A 22,658-nucleotide genomic window follows, 5' to 3' on the forward strand; every position below is an offset into this window, starting at 1 on the left:
GTAACATATAAACTGCCCTGATAGAAGACTCCGCCCTTCGGGAAAGGGATATTTCTTGCGAAAATCTGATTTTTTTCAAACTTACCATCGCCGTCCACGTCTTCTAAAAGACGGATGTGATAGGACGGATTCGCAAGCATTTTAACAGTTCCCATGATATTGGGTTCAGTAGACTCAAAAACAAAAAGGCGCCCTTTGCCGTCGAAGCTGGCAAACATTGGATAAGAAATTGAATCCGATGCAATCGCACTTTCAATGGTAAAACCTTCCGGAACACTGAGCCCTGAAACTTCATCCGGTGCCTTTCCTATGGATCCCATAAAGAAAGTACCTGCTATAAAAAGACTCGCTCTTAATACCGTTTTTTGTATCATAGCTGATCTGCGGTTAGTAAAAAACTTATAAATTCTATTTGATATCATTGGATTGACGATTTGATAAAAAATTCACCTGGGACGTTTACGATCTTTTTTGATAATCACTATTATGGATATACGCAAATCTATTTTTCAGCCGGTTTCATTTTTTAACTACTGTATTCCTATCACGGTGGGCGTCCGTATTCCAGGTTTTATTTCGCCGCTCACGTACACCCACTGATTATTCCAGAACACAACCGGCAAAGTAACTCTTGACAAAATTTCAGTTTGCTCGCCGGCATATTCCCAGCGATCCGTTTCGGGAAAATAGTAAAGCAAACTTTGTGTAATGCCCAGGTGTGTTTCAGGATTTTTGTACAAAGCAGTAATCGGATCGATCCCACCCCAAAAAAGAAATCGGTCATTATTCAATATGGGTAACACAGTACCCGCGGCCGATATTCCTTTGGGCATGGGTGCCAGCTTTTGCCATTCGCTTTTCCATTTCCCATCCCTTTTATGCAAAGTCAGCCGGTAACTGTCCGAAAGGATGTGTCTGTATTTTACACCTTTGGAATTAATTGCTGTCGTTTCCCCGCCAAACAAATAACATTGGCCCTGATAAAAAGTACAAACCGGAAACACACGTTCCGGCCCAGGCCAGGCATCCAGTTCAAACCAACCGGCAGACATATCTTTCATATCAAGCGCAAAGCATTTTTTCAATGCACTTCCTGAGGAAGAACTGCTTCCTCCAAAAATGACAATGATATCATCAACGAGGGTACCCGCCATATTAGCCAGTGGAACGGGTAGCTGTGGATAATCTAATTTCAGGAATTTCATCCCGTCCCATTCCAAACCCGTTACCTGACTGAGGTGCCCGTTCTCATTATTTCCCCCGATCAAAATAATTTTATCATCATACGAAACGGTAACTCCATAACCCGAAGGCTCTGTTAGTTTTTCATTTGCCTTTATCCAATTTTTACCATTTTGAAACACGTAGATTTCATCATACCATTTTTTTTTGCCACCTGCCCAGGGATATTTATCAGGAAAGTTGGCTCCTCCCATTGCAATCAGCGTGTGATGACTTACCCCTGCATACATTCCTGCCCAGCCTTTTTCTGTTGGAAGCGGCGGCAGCTGAGTCCAGTGAATTGTTTGCTGAGCCTTCGTTTCTGAAATTATCATCATAAAAATCAATAGCAAACTGTGAGAATAATTTATCATTTTTTTGGAGCGCATTTAAGACATATTCAATGATCAACAGTAATCAAGAGAACAGCTCCCGGGCCTGGCTCGTCATATCCTCCCGTTACCAGTAAAACCTGGCATGAACCGTTTTCTTCCACAAAACACAGATTGCTGGTTAGTGGAAGAACCGTATCAATAGTAAAAAGCAAATTACCATCAGAACTCAAAATCTGTATGGCACCCATTCCATAATGAGCGACCCATAATTTTCCGTCAGCATCCACAGCCAACCCGTCGGGAAGATTGTCCGTTATTTTTCCTGATAGATGACAAGGAAGCCGGGCGAAAACTTCTGGCTTGTTTTTAGCAATGCCAGGTTCGCTAAGTTCAATCACAAGGATCCGGTTTTGATAGCTTTCCGCCACATATAAATATTTTTCATCCGGTGAAAGTGCCAGTCCATTTGCATAATCGATGTTACCGGCAACCAACAATTCTTTTCCTTCGTGTCCTTTAAAAAACACTTTTCCTTCGTGTCTGATGGAATCCGTAAAGTATAAATTCTGATGCTTGTCAATTACTAAATCATTGGGTGAACTGACGGAAAACCCTGCCCATTGGTACTGAATAATATAACCCGTAAATTTTCCCGAAGCATCATAACGACTGATACCAGCCTGCTTGCTGTCGCAGGACCAATGCTCATGATCCGGCAAAATTACCTGACCATTTGGACAGCTTCCCGTTGCCCATTTTGTATACTTTCCTTCTTTATCAATTTTTCCAATAAAACCTCCCGTTAATGTTGAAAAGAAAAAATTTCCGTCACGATCCACCGAAGGTCCTTCTGTATAAAAAGGCAAATCGATGAGTTTCTTAACGGAATAGTTTTTCATCATTAAAGGCATTAAAATAAATATTTAAAATACTTACAATCAGTAATATAAAACTAAATTTTCATTTAAAACCATTCAAATGGAAACATTGGTTTTCGCCTGTTTTTGTATTTAAATAAAGTCATGTCGGCCTGCGTTACGCCGGGTGTATTTACCTGCATAATGGTTGGGCAGACCGGCGCATAAGCGGCAATTGGAGCATTTACACCTTTGGCTATGATGATATCAAAAGATTCGGGTTCAATGCCAAAAGCTGTCATTTGCCGCAGACTATATGGAGGAGTCCGCTTTGTTGTGAGCATAATTGTGTTGCCTTTGGCTGTCGCCACAATGGCAGTGATTCCCATGTCATAATTTACAAAGCCACCGTGTTTCGGCGTGTCCTCAGTAAAAATTCCGTTGGAAATTTGTTTGAGTAAAACCATAGATTTGTACCCTTTTTCACCCATTTTTAGTTCAAAAGAATCTCCCTGTTGATGTTTGCAAGCCTGCTCAATGGCCAATGGATCATGAATGCAAATAAATATTTTACTGATGTTCTGCCCTTCCAGAAATTCCAAAAGATACGTGCTGTTTCCGGCTGATCCCGCGCCCACATTGTCTCCCATATCCAGCATTAGTACCGGCTTGGGAATCGTTGACAGCGAATCGACAAGCGTTTCTATCTCATTTTTTCTGCCATTAAAATCTTCCTTTCTGGCAAGCATGTATGCATGGAGCTTACTTCCCATTTCAGCAAGAAATTCTCCGCTTTCCGATGTCGTTTTTTTATCACCAATGATAATAAAGGCAGAGCCCATTTCAGCAACATCGGCATAGGGAAATCCAAGCAGCACACTGATAGAAAGCAGTTTATATTGATCCTTCAAATCTTTTACATAAGCATATAAACTTTTACATGGCTCTTGAGAAGTATACTGCTGCTCAATGCTGATCGCCAGCGGAAGCTGTATCAATTGCTGCACCGGCGATATATTTCCTCTTAATATTTCTGCCATAATGGTTGCTGCACGCCGCCCCGTTTCAAACTGATCAATGTGCGGATTGGTACTGTAAGCTACCAGCGCGTCCGTAGCAGCAACCATGGCATGACTCACATTGGCGTGCGGATCCAATGTACCGGTAACAGGAATTTTTGTTCCCAATTTATTTCTTAATAATGTAAGCCAATGGCCGTCCATATCAGCATAAGATTCTGCAACTCCGGCTCCGTGAGGCACTACAATACAACCGTCAACAGGAAGCACCCCGTCAAGTGTCAGCATCATTTGATTCAGGATAAATTCATAAGTTTCCTTTTGAATCAGCCCGCCGGGAATCGCCGAGGCATACAAAACCGGAACCAGTTCCATGTCAAAGCTGCTGTCAATGAGATCTATAACACCGCTTATTTCATGATTTGCACCTTCATATTCCGTCCTTATCGCATTTCCTACAAGCCAATAGCCATTATTGAAATCATCCAAAGTTGTGGACGTTTCGATAAAAGTGTTGGTTTCATGATAAATACCAAGAAGTGCGATACGTTTTTTGAGCACCGGTTTTATTGCCATATTATTAACTTTAAATATGAAAACCTGATCTTACTTTCCTACATAAATCACTGCATCCACTTCAAATTTCAACAGTTCTCCCAGGCAGCCGATAAGCGTTGTACGGGCAGGAAAAGGTTCTTTGAAATATTCTCTGTAAATGGCATTAAACTCGGAAAGGTATTCCTGTTTCCCAACATAATTCCTTACCTGAACCGCCTCATCCAGACTGGCGCCGGCTGCTTCCACAATCCTTTTAAGATTATCGAAAGAACGCCTGCATTCTCCTTCAAAAGTATCGTCAACAAAATTTCCCTGATCATCAACAGAGGCTTGGCCCGATACAAAAAGATAATCGCCGGAGATAATTCCCGGGGAAAAAGGTAATGTGCTTTTCGGAATATTTCCTCCGTTAATTATAATTTTCTTGCTCATAATACGCCGTATTTTTGATAAGCTTCCTCTGCTTTCATTCCATTTTTGATCGCATCGCGTGTGATGTTTTCAGCATTTATTTTTTGCAAAGCAGCTTCGATCACTTCCGCTTCCACTTCTTTGGGAATTACCACAATACCGTCTTCATCGGCCATTACAATATCGCCCGGCCGAAACTTCACACCATCTATTTCCACGGTAACATCCATATCCACAACACGTTGTCTGTTCTGACTGTCATAAGGATTTTTTGAAGTCGCGAAAACCGGAAATTTCATGTCTCTCATTTTGTCAATGTCCCTGACACCACCGTACACAATCACACCGGTACAGCCTCTGTTTCCGGCAGCGGTCGAAAGCAATTCTCCCCATATTCCTGAACGGGTTGAACCTCCCGCAGCAGCAATAAGAACGTCGCCTGGCTGACAGGAATCCACTGCCCGTAATTCCATCTCATAAGGATTCGGATCCACATCAAACATATCCATCCAAAGCGTCGTTTTACATCGCCCGATGATCTTCGAAATACCAGTGTAGGAAAAAAAAGCAATTCTTGTAGCCTGCCGGGTGTAACCCATCTTATCCAGTACGTCCGACAAAACGGCAACATAGAGCTGGTCTTTTAATTTTTCTAAATCCATTTTTGAAAAAGTAACAATATGGTTTAAGTTTTTTACTGATTTTGACTAGGGTGGATTTGTCACAAAGGCACAAAGACACGGTTTTTATATACTTATACAGATCAAAACAACTAATAATCTGACCTGGCAACTTTTTACTTTCTACTTTTTACGTTTTACGTTTTTCCAAATAAGCACCTGTAAACTAAACACGCTCCTCATCCTGTCTGACGAAGTACAACAATCCGGCACATACAAGTAAGCTGACCGCAGCTATCTGAAACATTCTTTCCAGATTAATTTCAGCATCTCTCAAGGCGCCAGCGGCATACAATCCCAACCCTCCGATAATACAGGAAATCATGTTCAGCACACCATAACCGGTTGCCCTGTATCTGGGATTTACGATCATGCAAAGAATAGGCATCATATTGGCATCCAGGAATGTACGTGTAAAAGCATAGATCATAAAACACACCACTGCAACGCCTAAAATAGTGGTGCTGCTGGCAATAAATATTCCGGGAGCTGCTACGATAAGGCCGATTACGGGCACCATAATCCGGGCTCTGGGAAAGCTGCGGCTCCACCGGTCGGCAAGGTATCCTCCTGTTAAAACGCCAAGTAATGATGCAGTATGAAAATAACCTGTCGCATACATACCAGCTATTGTCTGTGAAAGATTAAAATGCTCTTTATAATACGTTGGAAGCCAGCCCACAACCATCCAGCTGACCATACCACCCAAACCCCAAAAACCCATTGCCAAAAGGTAAGATCTGTTTTTGAACAAATCTGTAATCGCATTTTTAAAACTGATAACCGGTAGGTCTTTTATGGCAATCTTTTCCTGAACACCCTCTTTTCTGTCACGAAGTGTAAAAAGAAGAACCAAAGAGTAGATCATTCCAATTCCTCCAAATATGTTAAAAGCGAAATTCCAGGTACGATCCTCTGCAAGCCAGCCACCGATAAACCCCAGACTCTGGCCAACCATAATTCCGCCCATGTGGATACCGGTGGCGAGTGAACGGGTGCTCCCGCGGTGATAGTCGGTAATGAGCGCAAGGGCTGCGGGAATATAACACGCTTCACTTACTCCCATCAGCGCACGCGTCCATAATAATTCTTCAAACGTGGTGGCGTGGGCAGTAAACCAGGTAACTACCGACCAGACAAATAAACTGCCGATTATTACCCGGCTGCGATTAAAGCGGTCGGCAAGAAAACCTGCCAGCGGACTTAGCAAGCCATAAACCCAAAGGAAAAGCGAAGTCAGCAAACCAAACTGCGCGTCGGTCATCGGTATGGAATGCAAAATTGATCCCCGCATGGTAGTGATCATCGTCCGGTCCAGGTAATTGAGACAGCCCACCACGCAAAGCAGCGCTACAATGATCCAGGGATAAATATTTGATTTCGGATTCATTTCACCTGCCATTTTATTCATAGTAAAATATCATCCTTAAATTTTTTACAAAGTAAATGCTGCCTCTTCACGCATATCTTTTACAAGCATTCTTCAATGGTTGAAATGCAGTTTTCCCGGCTTAAAGTCTTAACCTCAGGCAATTCGAAATTCCGGTCCACGGACATCATATCTTTGAAACCGCTCCCTGTTACCAGGCAAACAACCGTTTCATTTTTCCCGATTTCTTTTCGTGCAATCGCATCCGCCAATCCGGCTAATGCCACTGCTCCTGCCGGTTCGCAGAAAATACCTTCTTTCCGGGCCAGCATTTTTTGCCACTTAAAAACATCCGGATCATTGACAACATAACCATTCCCACCAAGCTTGCGGCAGTTGTTAATAACCTGATCTCCGTCAATAACATTTGCCACTTGCAAACCACTTACTGCTGTAAAAGAAGCACTTACAGATTTTGCCTTCATTTCCCCTTTTCTCAATGCAGAAGCAATTGTATCATTTCCCTCGGGCTGGACACAATTCACTTTAATGTTAAATGAAGATGAGAAAACACCTTTAGTTATCGCCAAAGTAAGACCGCCGCCACCCGCAGGAACAAAAATTTGATCGACTCCGTCAGGAAGCATTTCCTGTATTTCGTATACGATTGTTTCCACGCCTTGCATAGCCGAAGGACAGTATCGATAGGCGCTGATTGGCAGAGGCAATTGTCTGGAAGAGCATATTTTTTCAAGATCATCAAAGACCTTGCTAGTCGTTTCAGCATTTTTCCCAAAATCCTTTACCATCAAAATCTGTGCCCCATACAACTGCATTTGCTTCACTTTTGATTCTGGGGCGCCGTCGACTACCACCAGCATGCAAGTGATACCCGCGGCTGCACAATAGGCAGACAACGCAGCACCGGTATTTCCGCTCGATGTAGCAATGCAGACTTTTTGCCCGGCCGCCCTCATTTCACTGACCAATACGGCTGCAAACCTGTCTTTATAAGAGCCAGTGGGATTTAGGTTTTCCAGTTTGAAATACAAATTACTCAAACCCAATTCATTACCAATAAATCCTGATTTTATCAATGGCGTATCGCCCTCTCCCAGTGACAGGCGATACTGTTCAGGGACATCCGGTAAAAAAGATTCGTATTTCCAGATTGTTTTCAAAACTCGTCAGGGAACTGTTGTTTTTTAATAGAATATTTACTGAAATTCGGTTTAAAACCGCCATCGACCAATATGGTTGTACCGGTAATGTAGGAGGCCGAATCTGAACTTAACCAAAAAATAGCTTCCGCGACTTCACTGGATTTTCCTCCTCTCCCGAGTGGCGTGTAATCTGTAATTTCCTGAATGATGCGGTCGCTGATATTGTTTCCATCCGGACTTGTATAATCATTACTAAGTTCGGTTTCAATAAAACCTGGCGCCACACCCACCACACGAATTCCGCTGCGTCCATAGGTTATTGCCGATTCCCGGGTCAGACTTTCCAAAGCTCCTTTGGCAGCAATATATGCCGGACTGGTTCCAGATGGACGTTCCGACATGATACTTGTGACGTTAATAATGACACCTCCGGTTTGCTTTTGCTCCATCACCAAAGCAACCCATTTGGTTAAAAATAAAGGAGCAGTCAGGCAGATTTTCAGCGTCTTTCCCCAGGTATTTATTTGTATTGTCCGTAAAGTTTCTATCGTTCTCCAAGCAGCATTATTGACCAAAACATCTATCCTACCCCACTTTTCCTCTGTTTTCCTTGCTATACTTTCCAGATAAAAATCATCCGAAAGATCGCCCTGCAATAGCAGGCATTCGGTTCCGTACTTTTGTACCAAAGATTCTGACAAAATGCTTAAACCGGTTTTATCAATATCACAAAGCGCCATTTTATAGCCTTTCTCTGCAAATTTATTAGCCGTGGCAATGCCGATACCTCCGGCCGCTCCGGTCAGAATAACTACTTTTTCAGTACGCATTTATCTCTATTTTACCTGGTTTACCGGCAGAAAAAATCCATCGGTTTGCAGCCCTGTTTAATTGTAAATGTCTGTCAGCTTTATCCGTACGATGCGACAATTCTCCAATCCTGCCCCCATTCCGTAACCTAACAATACATAATCCTTAAAAAAATGAACAGCAGTGTAACAAAATGAGCCATCCGGATCTTTCTCAAGAATTTTCCTGTGCTGCCAGGTTTTACCTTCATCTTTGGAAACAGCCATTGTGAGCGGCGTGCGTTTGCTTTTAAAATAACCTTCTCCTTTTAAACCATTGTTGTTCCAAATCAGGATTAAATCTCCAGAAGCAGGAATTCGGGCAATGGTAGCAGGCGATATGGGCGACGGAATGGTACCTGGCACTACCGGGCTCCATGACTGTGCGTTATCCTTTGAAAAAGAAAGATACTGGACTCCGCCATTGGCACGGATGTTCATCATAATTTCGCCGTTTTTAAGCTCAACAACACCGGGCTCCTGCGTAATCACGCTATCCGGATTTGGCACCGACTGGCCTGATTTCCAGATTATTCCATTATCATCTGAGTAATAACATCTTATAGTTCCACGGTTATTCCATTTACTTCCGGCAGTTTTGTGCCGGGAAACAGGCACCAATATTCTTCCGTTGCGCAGCAGTTTGACCCTACTATTATTTACAACAAAATATCCTTTTTCATTGGTTATGCAGGGCTTTGGTTCACCCCACGTTTTTGCTTCATCTTTTGAAATCCGTATGAAAGGAATACAGTCGTCGAGCGAATTTTTGCGGGCATAAATCATCGCAATCTGACCATTCGCCATTCGCAGAAGCGATACCGACATGATATTCATTTTGCCTTCGTTTTTCACAACCACCGTGTCTCTGTCTGTCCAGGTTTCACCACCATCAGATGAAAAACGTGCCGACAGGTCCGCTGGCGAAAAATCACCCGAAGATGAGCCGCTGTAACGTGAATACAGAAACATAATCCGTCCGTCCCTCAATGTGATAAAATCTCCTTCACTGTTTCGTGGATTATTTTCCTTTGATTTTATATCCAGAACAACACGCTTGATAGCCTCCGGGTCATGTTGTGCAACAACATCACTGGCAAACAGCATTGATAAAAAACAGAGGATCCTGACAACTTTCATTCCGCAGTATGGGATTGCGATTTATAATAAGAAATTTATAATTTTATTTGTAGGACAAATATATAAATAATATTTAAGTATAAAAGCAATTGTATTTAAAAAATAATTAGAGCTGATTCTTTCATTATTTTTTAAACTTTACCTTACCTTGCAACCAAAAAAATTCAATGACAGGCAAAAAAAACGGCGCGCTTAAACCCATGGAAAGCTTGTCGCTGACAGACAGAGTAGAAACGATTCTTCGGCAATATTTTACTGAGAATAAATTCAAACCGGGTGATGCAATTCCCAATGAACTGGATATGGCCAAGAAACTCAACGTTAGTAGAAACGTTGTACGCGAGGCATTGAGCCGCTTACGAATGCTCGGAATGATTGAAGCCAGGCCAAGAAAAGGAATGGTCATGACGCAGCCTGATCTTTTTACTGGCATGGAAAAGGTACTTAATCCGTTCATACTTGGCCGGGATAGTTTGAATGAAATATTTGAGCTTCGGCTGATCATGGAAATGGGAATCGCTGAGTTTCTTTTTGCCCGTAAAACCGATAAAGATTTAGCAGAGCTCGAAGCAATCATAAATAGACAGGCAAGTCCATTAGTCGCCTCCAAAGAGGAAGAAGTTGCCTTCCATGGAAAACTCTATCATATGACCGGAAATGAAACATTTAAGCGGTTTCAAACTTTACTAATGCCTATTTTTGATCATGTCTTTAAAGAATATTCTAATCCGGAAATTTTTACTGAAACAATTAATCCGGTAACTCACTATGACTTGTTCTTACTACTAAAAAATGGGACGCCGGACGAATTCAGAAAAGGTATGCATAGCCATCTTGCCGTATATTTCCCCGTCACTGAAACATCTTAATATAATGTTTTGACGGAGTGAGAATTCCTCCGCTACTGGAATAATAGTCATCGTCAAGCTCAAAAACGCCATTACGAACCTGTGTCCATGAGGCTCCGGCCAACGGATGATAACCAAGCATTTTCTGCCAATTTGCATAATTCATATTTCCATTGGTTTCGATCATGCCCATTTCCAAACCAGGAAAAGGCTGCAAACGCGCTGCAAGGTTTTTGTTCCAGTCAATCAGGATTGGATTTACCGTAAGATCGGCACAAATACAAGGCACATTCCGCTCATATGCCAGTTTGGCTATTTTCATGGACTGGCTTAAAGATTTGGCAATACCCTTCAGAACAAATGCCCCATACCCCTGTTCCAGACGTTTAACAGCGTCCAATTCGGTATGGATACTTTCATCAGCAGCCATTCGTACACCAATTCCGGCAACACTTTCATTGTTAGTTTCAGAAAGGGGTTCTTCCACAAAAAGTATTTGGCCCAATGCTCCTATTTTCTCAGCATGATCAAGCAATTTCAAAAGTGTTTCCTTTTTTTCGTACCGCCCATTGGCGTCCAGTGTGTAAATAAGTTTGCCATCCTGCGTTTGAGAAGTAGTCCTGTTTTTCAGCAAACGGTGTATTGCTCCCATTCTTGCCTTATCTTTTTCCAGCATTTCCGCCTGACTTCCAGGCTGACCCGTTTTTATCTTAATAATAAAATACCCCTGGTCAACAGCCTCAGTCACGTCTTGTTCAGTCATTCCGTAGGAAACCTGGAACATGACCCCAACCTTCTTGTTACGCGCTGAAAGTGCTTCTCTGTAATCAACAGGTATCATTTCATCAAAATTTTCAAACCGGTTCTCGGAAGCATATAATAACCATGCGGCATTATCAACGCTGATCAGAGAGTTAAATACGAAATTGACATTCAACTGATCACTTCCTGTAATGTGCACAGCCTCTTTTTTCAGTTCAGGCAAAATATTATCCTGCAGGCCAATAGGCGTCTCAAATGATGTTCTTTTCACCAGCTGCAAGGCCCGTTCAGTAACTGCATACATCAGTGCATTCCCTCCCACTTCTGAGTAATGCGAGAAGAGATCTGCATCGCCATAAAGAACACTTTGAGTACCAATTCCAATGCAGCTGCTTGATCCCGAACGGAGTTGGGAAGCAGTTTGCCAAAGTTCCGTCAGATAGCCTCCCTTAAATCCAAAAGGTTTCAGTAAAGACTCTCTTTCAAAGTTAGAATTGGTCGTTTCAACCCGGATCGATTTCAAGGATCTGTACATGGGAAGTTTTAATGAAAGTTCATTTAAAGAAGTCAAAATAGCAGCGCTTTTGATAAAATCTCGTCTGTTCATCTTTTCAAAACCTGCTCTATTGCTTTTGCAAGCACTTCTTCCACCTCAGGTGCAACACCGGAAACAATGTCGCCGGTTTCGTAGCCACCCTGAGAATAAGCGATTTTGGTGCCGATATAACCTGGCCCATATTCTTCATAAGCCGCGGTACAAACATATTCTCCGCTGGGCCTCAGCTTTTGGGCGGCCAGCTGATATTCCACAAACAGCTCGCCGGGAACATTGAGCAGCCAAACTTTACCCAATCGCAGGGAAGAAATATTAACTGCTGTTTTGTCCATTGATCGCTGATACCAAGCCAGCTTTTCAGCCGCACGGTATCGCTCGGAAAGAGTTGCCTTTTGATCTGACAAGCGTTTTCTCAAATCCTCTTCTATAATATTTTTGCCCAAAGGAAGAATAATCCCTACATTTTTCCACGACATCTCGTCAGAGGTAATTCGCCTCTTTTTGGTCGAATCCCAGGCTTTTTTCATGGCAATTTCTACCCTGGCAGCAAGTACAGGACGCATTGGGACAGAACCGTCGTTGTATTTTCCGGCCGAAATGTTGCCGCTGGCCCCGTTAAAATTAATATGCGGTACTCCGTTTAAAGACTTTTCTCTTGCATTGCGGGCAATGCCTATAAATTCACAGGTAACATCGCCTTTTCCATAATAACTTTGCGGATGGGTTGTGTAATAGGACATGACTACGATGGGCTTATCTCCATTCCAAAGACTGACACTTTTCAGCCAGGGATCTATCAGGCCTTCCGGAGCAGTAATTGCAGCAGGATCTTTCGAACTGCTCCACCGAATAATAGCCACCTTCCCGTCAGGCCCTAAAATTCTCCGGTTGGATGCTACGCTATCAACTTTTGCCTGTCCGAAACCAATATGGGTTACTGGCTGTGCATTTTTAATTGCCTCGGTTACAGCCGCCGCTACGTTATTTATCACTTTTGAAACAAAGGGATTATCTATGCTGGTGCCGCCCAGACCATATTGCTCTAATATTTTTTCAATAGTAAAATCACATCTTACACCGTCATGCTGGTGAAGCACATGAACAGAAACCCGGTCAATTGTTGTGTTGGCGGCCTGAGCTAATTGTTTTCGCCACACATCCTGCCCTTCGTTGGAAATACCAATCCAGTCAACCGCGCACAATACAATCGGTTTTTGGTCTGATAAGATCACGATCCCGCGTGCACTTAGCGGATCGGTAACTGACCGGGCAATTGCGTAAGCGACCGGACTGCCAACCGGCGGCGTGGCATCGACATTAAAAACGCCGACCCGAATTTGACCGGCAATTGTTAAATGCGTTATCGAAAACAAAAGCGCTACAAGAAATCCGGTTTTATACATTGTTTCATTTTTTATGCTAATATTCATTTCAAACCGATTATCAAAACATTCTTAAACCTGGGGAGCCCAGTAAGTGCAATGTCCGTCTTCTGAAACAGGTCCGGCAAAGAGTAGACATCCGCCGCATTCTTTCCCATCTTTAACCGGTATCCAAAGTTTGCAATTGCCGCATTGTTTGTCCTGAATCGGTGACAGGCCGACGTATCCCAATGCCTTTCTCTTTTCTACATCAACAGCATCAACTCCGGTAAGATCCTCACAGGGATTGACCTTTGCGACAGGACTTGTATTTTTGTTGGCCACTGTTTTTTTTCTTCCTGCACAACTGCTTAGCAAAAACCCGCCTGTTGAAACCATTAAACTCAGTCCAAAACAGTGTTGCAGGAACTTCCTGCGTTCAATTTCCTTTGTCATATTTTCAAACTGTTACTTAATAAAAAAAAGCTTCGTCCCCTTCCCGATTCGAAAATCGTGCGGGTGCCGAATTAAATTGCCAGTGAATTCCTCACTCCCGTAATGGCCTTTTTCACATCCTCACTGGCTCCCTCTTCGAGTTTCTGAAGACCTTTTACAATGCTTTTATCCGCTTCTTTTTTATTTTTTGATCTTTTAATTCCTTTGGTCAACCCGTTCAAACCTGCGATTTGCCAGTTTTTTTCAGTTTTGGATAAAATAGAAATCAAACTGCTGATTTCATTTTTACCATTACGGGATCCGGCCACAAAGGCGAAGTCTTCTATGAATTTCAATTTCCCTTCCGAGCTTTTATTAAAAAATACTCCTCTGCTTAGCAAAAGTTCCGGAAAGTCAGCCGAAGAGCCCTGATTTGAACTTAATATGGCCAGTCTGTAGGATGCATTTTCTGCCTGTTTTTCGGCAATATTTACCAAAATCGGCAGAACCTCTTTTTCTGAAAATTGTCCCAGACTGAGCGTCGCCTGAAAAGCCACCTGAGGAGACACATCTTCTGTTAGTTTGATGATTTTAGGAAGGTATTGCGGGTATTTTTCTGCAAGCACCAAACCATGTTCGCGAACACCTGGTTCGGTATCGTTTAATGCTTTTTTTACAATTTCCTCATCCAGAGAATTTAATCCTTCCAAAACGTAAAATATGTGCAGGCGGCCTCTTGCATTCTTGCTTTCAGTGAAAGTTTTTTTCAGCAATGCAACCATGCTCATGTCCTGCCTTTCCAGCAACATACGCTGCACAGTGAGTCGCCACCATTGGTTGGGATTTGATAGTAAGGCTACCAATTCTTCTGATTTTTTGGCACTTAGATCAGGAAGTTGGACATCACGTTTCTGTCCGTTTGTGGGAAACACGCGCCAGATTCTGCCATACTTATCCCCGTTGGTAAAATCCATGTCCGATTTCAAATCTTCGGGAATTGAAACCGGCGTTTCTATGTGCTGCCGGTACATATCCACAATGTAGAGATAACCATCGGGGCCAACCGTGAAATTTGCCGGACGAAACCAGGTATCGGTAGCGGCCAGAAATTCATGATCTTTTTCCTTGTCGTCCCTTGATGCCAGGTAGACTGGCTGGCCGGAAACTGACTTTAAAACGTCACGGTGGACCAGATTTCCTGACACATCTCCTGTAAATATGGAACCGTAAAAAGATGCGCCAAAACCATCACCGCCATAGAAAGTACCACCCGACGCTCCCGTGAAATGGTCACGGGCATATTCTTTATAACCTGATTTCAATGAATCATATTTTGCCTGGCGCCGGTTGCTTCTTTGCTGCCGCCAGTAAGGTGTTTCCGACTTTTGGAACATGACAAGTTCGTGATCCGAAATATTGGTTTCAGAACGGTAAGTGGGCATGAAATTGTGTCGGTGAATGTAGCGGGACGCGATGGGCGACTGCTGTATATGAAGCGTGTTTTGAGTTACAAAACGATGCCCCCAGTCATCCAGGGCTAAACCAAATTGCCCTGAACCTGATTCAACTTCAAACAACCCACGATCCAACCGAAAGCGAAAATCACCTCCGCTAACATCCAGAGCAGCAGCACCAGGATTTCGTTTAGAGGTAATTTGGCCGCCTTGTCCGTGGTTATTGGCATATATCCAGTTATCGACCCCGAAGCGAAGACTGGTGATCTGGGCCTCAGAATTCTTTGCAAAAAAGCCTGTGAAAAGTATCTCTTTTACATCCGCTTTAAAATCCCCGTTTGTATCTTTCAGATATAAAATATCAGGCGCAGCGGTAACAATAAGTCCTCCTTTCCAAGGCAAAACAGAAGTGGCGCTGGGCAATTCTTCTGCAAAAACATAGGATTTATCAATCTTCCCGTCGCCGTTTGTATCTTTCAGCAAACGTATCCTGCCCTTAAAATTACCAGGTTTGGCATCATAAGGATAATCCCCCATTTCTACCACATACACGTTTCCATGTTCGTCAAAAACCATGTCAACCGGCAACAATACGTCAGGTTCTGTAACAAATGGTTCTATCCCAAATCCTTCCTGAAGCTGAAATGTCTTCATTGATTCCTGCGGGGAAAGGCCTTTTACATAACGCTGTGCAAAACCGGGAAAATATAAAAACAGAAAGACTGATAAAACAAAAAAATCAAGTCTGTTCTTTGAAAATATAGTCATCATTTTAAATTAATTCTTTGACTGTTCGCAATTGAAAAAGGAGCCCAATTGTAAAATTTAATATTAAATTAGGTCTCCTTTCATACTTTTCCATCATTTTTGTAATAAAACCTTCATTGCTTTCATCAGCACAACTTCCACTTCGGGAGCCACATTCGAACCCAGTTCGCTTACTTCATATCCTCCTCTTTTATACGCATCAGCCGTGCCAATGTAGCCTGGTCCCATATCGCCATAAGCGGCCATAGCCACAAATAAGTCAGGCCGCTGGGCCTTTGCAGCAAGCTGATATTCAACAAAAAGTTCGCCGGGCATATAAAGTATTCTGGCATTTTTTATCTTCAGACAGCCCAAATCTATTTTATTTCCACTTTCGCTTCTACGCAGCCAGGCCATCTTTTCCGCGTTTCCATTATTTTTTTTTAGTAGTTCATTAGTCAGCAATAATTCTTTCTGCATTTTAAACAGATATTTGGCTGGCGGCAAAACGACCGGTTCTACTACCCAATCAATATCTTGCGCTTTGACAACCTCCCGTTTGGTCGATTCCCATGCGAGCTTCATACCTTCGGCGAGCCGTTCTGCAAAAATCAAGCGGTTTTTATGCGAGCCGTCGTTATACTTTCCGGCTGCAATATTTCCACCCGCTCCATTAAAATGAATGTGGATCGCATCGGGTTCTGCCAGCTGGCGGTAAAAACGGGCCACACCGGGAAAATCCGGATTCACAACGCCGGTCCGATAATAACTTTGCGGATGCGTTGCGTAATAGCTCAGTACAGCAACCGGTTTATCATTATTCCAAAAACTTATCAGCGACAGTTCAGGATCAATCAATCCCTCCGGTTCGGCACGCACCAGCGAATCCTTTGTGGTGGACATACGCGTCAACCGCACTTTGCCGGAAGCATCGTAAATATTTCTGTTAGACGCGACTTTGAATACCTTCGATTTACCCAAACCGATATGTGTAACGGGCTGGGATTTGCCAAGAGAATTACGCACTGCAATGGTCAGCTGCCGGATACATTCTCTTGCAAAAGTACCTTCGAAATTGGTTGGGTGAATAATTGCCGGATCTATTCCTGCCTCCAGAAGAACCTGTTCAGCGCCGGGATCATAACCGGGGGCATCATGCTGATGCAGCACATTCACCGTAACACGATTAGGAACAGTTCCGGCAGCAGCGGATATCGCATTTCTAAACTGATCCATCCCTTCATTTCCTATCCCGAGCCAGTCCACTGCACACATGACGATTGGCAATCCTGAACCAAATAAAATAATTCCTTTTGCCCGTAAACCAAGATCCCATTTATTAATTTCAGGATCATAAGCCAAATGGCTTCCTACCGGAGGGGTAACGTCCATGTCAAAGGACGACAACCGAACCGTGTCGGAAAGCTGAGTTCGTAAAATAGGATCAACCTTTGCATATAACAATGTATTCCGGGTAAGTACTACCAATAAAATAAGGCATATTTTACCAAAATAATCCATACGAAACAGGCTAAAATAAGAGCTGTAAGAATTCATAAAATTTGCATAAAAAAAATAAACGTTTTCAACTTTCTGCCTTCAATATTGGGCTGATATAACCGGTTAATTCTATAGCTTCGCCAAAGAAATTAACCTGTTATTCTTTGAGCTGATTATAGTTACGAATTCATCAATAATTAGGATTCTGTTTGAGCTTGGTATTTTTATCAATCACTGCCTGGGGAATGGGTAATAAATAATTCCTTTCAGCAAAGAACAACCTGCCGCCATTCGGTGCTATGATGACAGAATACACCTTTTTGTCTCCCTCTTTAACGATTTTCATGGCATGAGAAGATCCGTTCAAACTGATTTCAGCAGTCTTGAGCCTGAGAAGGTCAGTCCAGCGTTTCTCTTCAAAAGCAAGTTCCACTCTTCTCTCCTGTTGTATAAAGATGCGCATTTGTGCCTGGCTCAAACCAGATTTCAAAGCTGGTAAACCCGAACGTGCCCTTACTTTATTCACCGCAGTATAAACAGATTCATCCGGGCCTGATTCCTCGTTTTTAGCTTCTGCATAACTCAGCAGAACTTCTGCATATCTGAAAATAATAAAATGCGCACTGCTAAGGTTTTGGTAACCGTTCGCAAATTCATACTTTGGATTCAGTCCCTTCCGGATGTAATATCCTGTATTGGTTGCCTCGTTGGCACTGGATAAATCCAGTGTATTGGCAGAACCTGAACCAATCCACATCTGCATTTCGTAGCCCAGCCATGTGCAGCCGTCATAAACAATGGATTGATAGAATCTTTTTTCCCGGTTCAAATAGGGGTTTTGAGGATCATATCCCGAAGCAGGATCCGTGATTGGCAAGCCATTGGCCATAAAATAAGAATCAACCAGTTCCTGTGTCGGGTTGGGGGCACTATATGACCGCTGGGTGCCTCCAACAGTCCAAGCCGCCTGTAAACCCTCTTTACTGGACCCCAGTGAGGTTCCTCCCAAATAAGCTTTATCAAATATGACCTCGATATTGTTATTTTTTTCTTCGTAAAACATTGATTCCAGATCAGGGAACAAGTCATAGATTTTCAGATCCATAACCTGCTTATTTGTGGCCGCTGCAACTGCCCATCTTGATTTATCATTTAGCGGATTCTTTAAAGGACTCGCCTGAAATAATTCACACCATCCTTTCAGTGTAAGGGCAGCACCCCGGCTTGCTCTTCCGGTTTCAGCAATAAGCGGTAAGTCAGCCGCCAGTGAAGCACATTCGTCTGTAATGAATTTAAATGTTTCATCCGAAGTATTACGGGTCCTGAAAATAGCATCGCCCTGTTCGGCCTGGTTCAACGACTCGGTAATAATAGGGACTCCTCCGTAGCGTGTCCATAAAATCTGGTAAAAATATGCCCTTAAATAGCGCGTTTCAGCAATTCTCTTTTTTTTCCAGTCATCAGCCAAAGCAGATGCCGTAACCTTTTCTATAAATATATTGCACTTACGGATTTTGAGATAATTAGTGCTCCAGTCATCCCGTACAGATCCGGAAGTATAGCTGGATTTGGCATAGGTTGTAAAACTATAACCTGACGAAGAACCCCGCATGGTATTATCTGAAAAGCCCTCGTCGGGATCATTGGTAGCGAAAGGCCCCGATATCGATCCGTAGATATCATTTAAAAACAGGTCTGCATTCCCTGTTGTTTCCCAGGCATTACCATCAGAAACCTGATCCGAGGGAATGACATCCAAATAGTTGCTGCACGAAGTGGCTAAGGCTAGCGGCAGCAGCACCGCTATTTTTGATAAAAAATGGTATGTAATTGCCCGCATGAGTATATTAGTTATCAGTGGATTAAAAGGTAAGGTTCATACCTAGCGAAATCACTTTCTGCTGAGGATAATTCAGGCCTGAACTCACTACATTTTCAGGATCATAATTAACAATTTTTGTCCAGGTCAGCAGGTTTTGTCCCGAGACAAAAACCTTTGCATTTTGGACATGTATTTTGTCAAGGATTTTAGATGGAACCATGTAGGAAAGCATCGCACTTTTCAATCTTAAATAGCTCGAATTATTCATCCAGAAAGAAGAGACCTGGGTGTTATTTGTCGTGGGCGCACTGGTTATACGAGGGTTTTTAGCGTCCGTATTTTCCGGAGTCCAGTAATCCAAATTCTGCCTCACAGGAACTGTTCCACCATAAAAAGCCCAGGCCGCGTAGGAACTGGTATAAAAATTGGTTTTTGCTGCACCTTGGAACAACAAATTTAAAGTCACGTTTTTATAGGTAACATTGGGCATAATACCATAGACAATTTGCGGAGTATCTGCATTGCCAATCACGGTTTCGTCATTTGTGGTGATCTTGCCGTCCCCGTCCATGTCCTGGTAGCGAATATCGCCAGCCTGTATTTTCCCCCACGGCTGGGTGGCAACACCACTTTTCAAATTGCCCGACTCATCAAAATCTTTGACCTGAAACAAACCAAGTGACTTGTAACCAAACTGGGTACCCAGCGGTCTGTTTGTTCTTCTTCTGTTGGGATTATCGTAAGTAGAGGAGGTTTCAAATACTTTCAACAGTGAATTTTTAGCATAAGTAAAATTTGCAGTAAGGGAAAGCTTTAAATCTTTATTAATGGTACGCGCAGTTCCAATAGAAAGGTCAATGCCATGGTTCACCATAATACCGGCATTGACCTGACTTAATCCGATACCGTATTCTGAAGGAACTGTCAGGTCCGGACTTGTTAACATATTTGACCTTTTTTCATGAAAGTAATCCGCTTCCAGTGTAATTAGCCCTTTCCAAAGTGAAGCCTCAATGCCGACATCTGTTTTCTTTGCTCTCTCCCAGGTAATATTGGGATTTGATTCTGCCTTTTCTCTGGTGCCCTGAACGGCGTTGCCGCCGATCACATAGGCAGGCCCATAAACACTGTAAGTACTTAAATACTGAAATGCACTGCCAGCCAAAGCACCGACCTCTCCATACGAAGCCCGGATCTTTAAATTATTAATCCAATTTAAATTTTGCTTAATAAAATTTTCTTCTGAAAGCCGCCACCCTACTGAAAAGGCAGGGAAAAATCCGAATTTTTTACCGGGTGCAAAATAATAACTGCCATCATATCGCCCGCTGGCTTCAAATAAATACTTGGAATCATAGTCATACTGAGCGCGGTAAACCAATCCGAGCTGCCTTGCTTTGATTGAACTGCCGGTGTTAGAAATATCAGCCTGACTGGAACTTCCCATGTTTAGCTCATCAATACTTAGACCAAAGTTTCTGCGGGTTGCCGAAAAACTCAGTTCATCGTTTCCTTTGGATTCAAAAAGGGCCAGCAGTCCAACGTTGTGTTTCTTGAAGGACCTGTTGTAGATCAAACTGGCCTGAAAAGTAATCTGCGATGCCCGGGTATAACTTTGGCTCAGCTCAGATTTGGACCTTTCGCCATAAGAAAGATTATATTGACTCGTCACTGGGTCAAGCGCCCAGATAGAAATAGGTGTAAGCCAGTTTTTATTTAAGGTATTGGTAGGATCATAGGCAACGGAACCTCTCGCTTTTAGGCCAGGCACAAAGTTTAAATCCTGGTCAATAGATAATTGTGAAAAAATTTGCGAAGTATTCGTTTTACGATAACCATCACTCTTTATCAATCCTGACAACAGATTCCCTGTCAGCCCGTTGGGATAAACCTGGATCCAGGTAGGATTTGCATTCGTAATGGTAATAAACATCCGGTCAGTTGTCGCAGATGGATAGTGGTTGTTCTGCTCTCTGCCCTTTATTCCTAAGGATATTTTAGTCGTTTTTGTTACCTGGGCATCCAGGTTCAGGTTAAGATTGTACCGGTGCTGATAGGTCGACCCAAAAAGACCTGCTTCGTATTGATAACCTATGCTGCCATAATATTTAACCAGATCCGTTCCCCCTGAAACTTCGATATTATGACTTGTCAGGGTATTATTTTTATTAATTAAATCCCAGGGGTTATTATTTGGATAGTTTGCAGGATCCGAACCGTCCTTGAACTTCTGGAGCTGGGCATCTGAATATTTGGCTGGCAGCCCATCATTTTTTGAAGCTGCATTCAAAAGGGAAGCGTATTCGTAGGAATTAGGATATTTGGTAAGCACAGTTGGATTTTGAAAGCCAACATAACCATTGTAGGACAAGGTAGGAGAACCGCTCTTGCCTCTTTTTGTCGTTACCAGAATTACACCGTTGGCGCCGGCAACACCGTACGGAGCGACAGCGGCAGCATCTTTCAAAACCGTAATCGTTTCAATTGAATTAGGGTCAAGATCCTGAAAAGAACGTGGAATATTATCCACGATGAATAAGGGTTGATTATTGCCGGTAGTGGCCACCCCTCTAATAAAAATACTCGATGCATCCTTGCCGGGCTCACCTGAGCCTTGCCGAAAAATCACACCGGACAATCTGCCCCCCAGACCATTACTCAAATTGGTTATCGGCGTTGAAGCTACATCACTTCCACTCATGCTCGATATGGCAGCTGTAACAGAAGTTTTTTTCTGGGTTCCGTAGCCAACCACCACCAGCTCCTCCAGATTTTTGGTATCGGCAGCCAAAATAACATCCAGAACGCTTTTATTTCCAATGGCTATCTCCTGAGGTACGTACCCGACAAAGGAGAAAATAAGAGCTGCTGCTGCCGAGCTTTTTTCTTCCTCAGTGATCTCAAGGGTATAATTTCCGTTGGCATCCGTAACGGTTCCGTGCTGGCTGCCCTTTATCAGAATGCTGACGCCGGGAAGGTCATCGCCCTTTACATCGGTAACCTTACCTTTTATTGCCGTAGCCGCCTTATTGTAAAGGCTGACCTCAGGGTTGCCGGCTTGGGAAACCTCTTTGACCGGCGTGATTAGAATCCGGTTATCCACCTGTTTGAAAGCAAGACCGTTCGGAGTCAGTAACTGATGTAAGAGTTTTCCAACGGTTGTCTTGGTTTCTTTAAGGTTTAAGGCAGTAATATTCTTAACATCCTGCTTTCGGTACATAAATTTAAAGACCGTATGCTGCTCAATCTGTTGAAAAACGTTGGTCAGTGACTCGTCTTTCAAAGAAATTTTTATTTCGGTACTCTCTAAATTTTGTCCTTTCAGCGAGGAGGCGTTCAGCACTTGAGCGGTTACTACGACGGACAGGCAAATAATCAATGAAAAGCGCATAACCTTCTTTAATTTTGCAACAGGAATATGCCGGCATAAATATACGCCCAAGCCTCCTACTGTTGTAGAGTTTTTCATACATTTGATAAGTTTTAATGACAATTTCTTACAAAGGGTCTTGATCGTTAAAGCAAAGCTGTTTCTTTCGGAAACCAGCTGCGGCACTGCATAAATGTTTTCA

General features: G+C 42.9%; 18 protein-coding genes. 1 reads left to right on the forward strand and 17 read right to left on the reverse strand.

What is annotated here, in order from left to right; all coding sequences use genetic code 11:
- The 10 genes from FDK13_RS30640 to FDK13_RS30685 all read right to left on the reverse strand — a co-directional run.
- Positions 1-374 (reverse strand): DUF7133 domain-containing protein (locus FDK13_RS30640; protein WP_445438716.1); only part of this gene is annotated, 374 nt, incomplete at its 3' end.
- A 156-nt stretch (positions 375-530) separates the two neighbouring features.
- Positions 531-1,559 (reverse strand): hypothetical protein, encoded by a 1,029-nt coding sequence (locus FDK13_RS30645; RefSeq protein WP_137343840.1) that lies wholly within the window; start codon positions 1,557-1,559, stop codon positions 531-533.
- Between the two features lie 62 nt (positions 1,560-1,621).
- Positions 1,622-2,458 (reverse strand): SMP-30/gluconolactonase/LRE family protein, encoded by an 837-nt coding sequence (locus tag FDK13_RS30650; protein ID WP_220417466.1) that lies wholly within the window; start codon positions 2,456-2,458, stop codon positions 1,622-1,624.
- A gap of 62 nt (positions 2,459-2,520) precedes the next feature.
- Positions 2,521-4,008, reverse strand: coding sequence for a M81 family metallopeptidase (locus tag FDK13_RS30655; RefSeq protein ID WP_137343842.1), 1,488 nt, complete (start codon positions 4,006-4,008; stop codon positions 2,521-2,523).
- Between the two features lie 30 nt (positions 4,009-4,038).
- Entirely contained in the window at positions 4,039-4,422 is a 384-nt protein-coding gene (locus FDK13_RS30660) for a RidA family protein (protein WP_137343843.1), read from the reverse strand.
- Entirely contained in the window at positions 4,419-5,063 is a 645-nt protein-coding gene (locus FDK13_RS30665; RefSeq protein ID WP_137343844.1) for an RraA family protein, read from the reverse strand. The genes FDK13_RS30660 and FDK13_RS30665 overlap by 4 nt, the downstream gene beginning before the upstream one ends.
- Before the next feature lie 184 nt (positions 5,064-5,247).
- The gene (locus tag FDK13_RS30670) at positions 5,248-6,471 is read right to left on the reverse strand and encodes an MFS transporter (RefSeq protein ID WP_229216288.1); all 1,224 of its coding nucleotides are present in this window, start codon (positions 6,469-6,471) and stop codon (positions 5,248-5,250) included.
- Positions 6,472-6,551: 80 nt separating this feature from the next.
- Positions 6,552-7,631 carry a pyridoxal-phosphate dependent enzyme gene (locus tag FDK13_RS30675; protein ID WP_137343846.1) on the reverse strand — a complete coding sequence of 360 codons (1,080 nt, stop codon included), beginning with the start codon at positions 7,629-7,631 and terminating at the stop codon, positions 6,552-6,554.
- Positions 7,628-8,443 carry an SDR family NAD(P)-dependent oxidoreductase gene (locus FDK13_RS30680; protein ID WP_137343847.1) on the reverse strand — a complete coding sequence of 272 codons (816 nt, stop codon included), beginning with the start codon at positions 8,441-8,443 and terminating at the stop codon, positions 7,628-7,630. The genes FDK13_RS30675 and FDK13_RS30680 overlap by 4 nt, the downstream gene beginning before the upstream one ends.
- Before the next feature lie 57 nt (positions 8,444-8,500).
- Positions 8,501-9,568, reverse strand: a complete 1,068-nt coding sequence (locus FDK13_RS30685; protein WP_137343848.1) for a sialidase family protein — start codon at positions 9,566-9,568, stop codon at positions 8,501-8,503.
- Positions 9,569-9,768: 200 nt separating this feature from the next.
- Between FDK13_RS30685 and FDK13_RS30690 the strand changes: the two genes are divergently transcribed.
- Positions 9,769-10,470 (forward strand): FadR/GntR family transcriptional regulator, encoded by a 702-nt coding sequence (locus tag FDK13_RS30690; protein WP_137343849.1) that lies wholly within the window; start codon positions 9,769-9,771, stop codon positions 10,468-10,470.
- Here the strand turns inward: FDK13_RS30690 and FDK13_RS30695 are convergent.
- The 7 genes from FDK13_RS30695 to FDK13_RS30725 all read right to left on the reverse strand — a co-directional run bounded on the left by FDK13_RS30695 (position 10,454) and on the right by FDK13_RS30725 (position 22,555).
- On the reverse strand, positions 10,454-11,818 hold the full coding sequence (locus tag FDK13_RS30695; RefSeq protein WP_137343850.1) for an enolase C-terminal domain-like protein: 1,365 nt from the start codon (positions 11,816-11,818) through the stop codon (positions 10,454-10,456). The genes FDK13_RS30690 and FDK13_RS30695 overlap by 17 nt on opposite strands.
- A complete protein-coding gene (locus FDK13_RS30700; RefSeq protein WP_137343851.1) occupies positions 11,815-13,197 on the reverse strand; it encodes a hypothetical protein in 1,383 nt (460 codons plus the stop codon). Before FDK13_RS30700 ends, FDK13_RS30695 begins: the two co-directional genes overlap by 4 nt.
- 24 nt (positions 13,198-13,221) lie before the next feature.
- Positions 13,222-13,584: a high-potential iron-sulfur protein gene (locus FDK13_RS30705; RefSeq protein ID WP_137343852.1), complete on the reverse strand. Its 363-nt coding sequence runs from the start codon at positions 13,582-13,584 to the stop codon at positions 13,222-13,224.
- Positions 13,585-13,655: 71 nt separating this feature from the next.
- A complete protein-coding gene (locus FDK13_RS30710; protein ID WP_229216289.1) occupies positions 13,656-15,788 on the reverse strand; it encodes a PVC-type heme-binding CxxCH protein in 2,133 nt (710 codons plus the stop codon).
- 90 nt (positions 15,789-15,878) lie between these two features.
- Positions 15,879-17,321 (reverse strand): hypothetical protein, encoded by a 1,443-nt coding sequence (locus tag FDK13_RS30715; RefSeq protein ID WP_220417467.1) that lies wholly within the window; start codon positions 17,319-17,321, stop codon positions 15,879-15,881.
- A 133-nt stretch (positions 17,322-17,454) separates the two neighbouring features.
- On the reverse strand, positions 17,455-19,104 hold the full coding sequence (locus FDK13_RS30720; RefSeq protein WP_137343853.1) for a RagB/SusD family nutrient uptake outer membrane protein: 1,650 nt from the start codon (positions 19,102-19,104) through the stop codon (positions 17,455-17,457).
- A 22-nt stretch (positions 19,105-19,126) separates the two neighbouring features.
- Complete coding sequence (locus FDK13_RS30725) at positions 19,127-22,555, reverse strand: SusC/RagA family TonB-linked outer membrane protein (RefSeq protein WP_137343854.1); 3,429 nt, start codon at positions 22,553-22,555, stop codon at positions 19,127-19,129.
- Positions 22,556-22,658 lie beyond the last annotated feature (103 nt).

Source organism: Dyadobacter frigoris (assembly GCF_005280585.1).
Lineage (GTDB): Bacteria > Bacteroidota > Bacteroidia > Cytophagales > Spirosomataceae > Dyadobacter > Dyadobacter frigoris.